We start from the raw sequence: 1301 nt of genomic DNA, 5'->3' as shown, positions 1-1301 counted from the left end.
GAATCCCTTTGTATATAAGGGTTTCAAAGCGTTCTTTGATTTTTTGATTTGAATTGACTGAGTATCTTTGCAGCCCCAAACTGCAAGATTATGAACATCGGTCGTTATATATTCTCCCAAGTCATGGACTATATCCCAAGATACCAGTTCGATAAGGCTGTGGCAAGATACCATGGTGATTGGCACACTAAAGAACTGAGTTGTTATAACCAGTTGCTGCATCTGCTCTTCGGGCAAATTACAGGTTGCAATTCTCTTCGGGACATATGTCTGTGTCTCAAGGCACACAAGGACATCCTCTATCACCTCGGCTTCCGAAATACGGTCTCGCAGTCTAACCTTTCCAGAGCTAACGAGAAGCGTGACTACCATATCTACGAAGAACTTGGAAAGAGTCTCATAGGTATCGTGAGGCCTTTGTATGCTGACAGTTCCATATCTGACATAACCGTGGAGAATGTAGTCTACGCTCTCGATTCCACAACTATCTCCACCAGTATAAATCTGGCGACATGGGCACTGGGGAAGTACAGCAAAGGAGGAGTGAAGATGCATACATTGCTCGACCTGCGTGGCAGTATTCCTGCAAACATTCACATAACGGATGGCAGATGGCACGATAGCAACGAGCTCGACGTTCACGTTCTTGTTCCAGAGCCTTATTCGTTCTACATGATGGCCAAGGCTTACGTGGATTTTGACGCATTGTTTCGCTTCCATCTTGCAGGAGCCTACTGGATAAGTCGTCCAAAGTCCAACATGAGGTACACCATTATAGGTTACAGAGAGGTTTTCTCCTATGCAGATGGTGTTCTGGGCGATTTCGACATCATAATGGCCAAGGGCAAGACATTCGCTCTGTACCCGGAGCCTATCAGAGCAGTCTGCTGCCAAGATGAGGATACAGGGCAGGAGATAGTATTTATCACCAACAACTTTGAAATCAGCGCATTGGAGGTTGCTAACCTCTACCGTCACAGATGGGATGTTGAGGTGTTCTTCAAATGGGTAAAGCAGAACATCGTGGTAAAAACTTTGTGGGGCTATTCCCGGAATGCCGTTTGCACACATCTTTGGGTCGCGGTAATCGCTTATCTGCTCATTGCTAAGATTAAGAAGGTCACAAAGAGTCCATACAGCATAACAGAGGTTGCAACACTCATCAGAGTATCCGCTTTGGAGCGGACTCCACTCGTAGACCTCATTACGAAAAGCCCTGTCAGTTCTAATCATCAATCAAGTGAATTGCTACTATTTAACGATATGTAAAACTTAAATGCGATTTTATCGCATCAGTACTA

At 45.0% G+C, this 1301-nt stretch carries 1 protein-coding gene; it reads left to right on the top strand.

Features of this window, described 5'->3' with window-relative positions; all coding sequences use genetic code 11:
• The first annotated feature begins 90 nt into the window (after positions 1 to 90).
• Positions 91 to 1269, top strand: a complete 1179-nt coding sequence (locus JHU38_RS12245) for an IS4 family transposase (RefSeq protein ID WP_107581148.1) — start codon at positions 91 to 93, stop codon at positions 1267 to 1269.
• Positions 1270 to 1301 lie beyond the last annotated feature (32 nt).

Origin of the sequence: Prevotella illustrans (assembly GCF_017426725.1) — a bacterium.
Taxonomy (GTDB): Bacteria; Bacteroidota; Bacteroidia; order Bacteroidales; family Bacteroidaceae; genus Prevotella; species Prevotella illustrans.
Note: the sequence above shows the minus strand (reverse complement) of the source record. Positions and strands in the feature narration are given on the sequence as shown.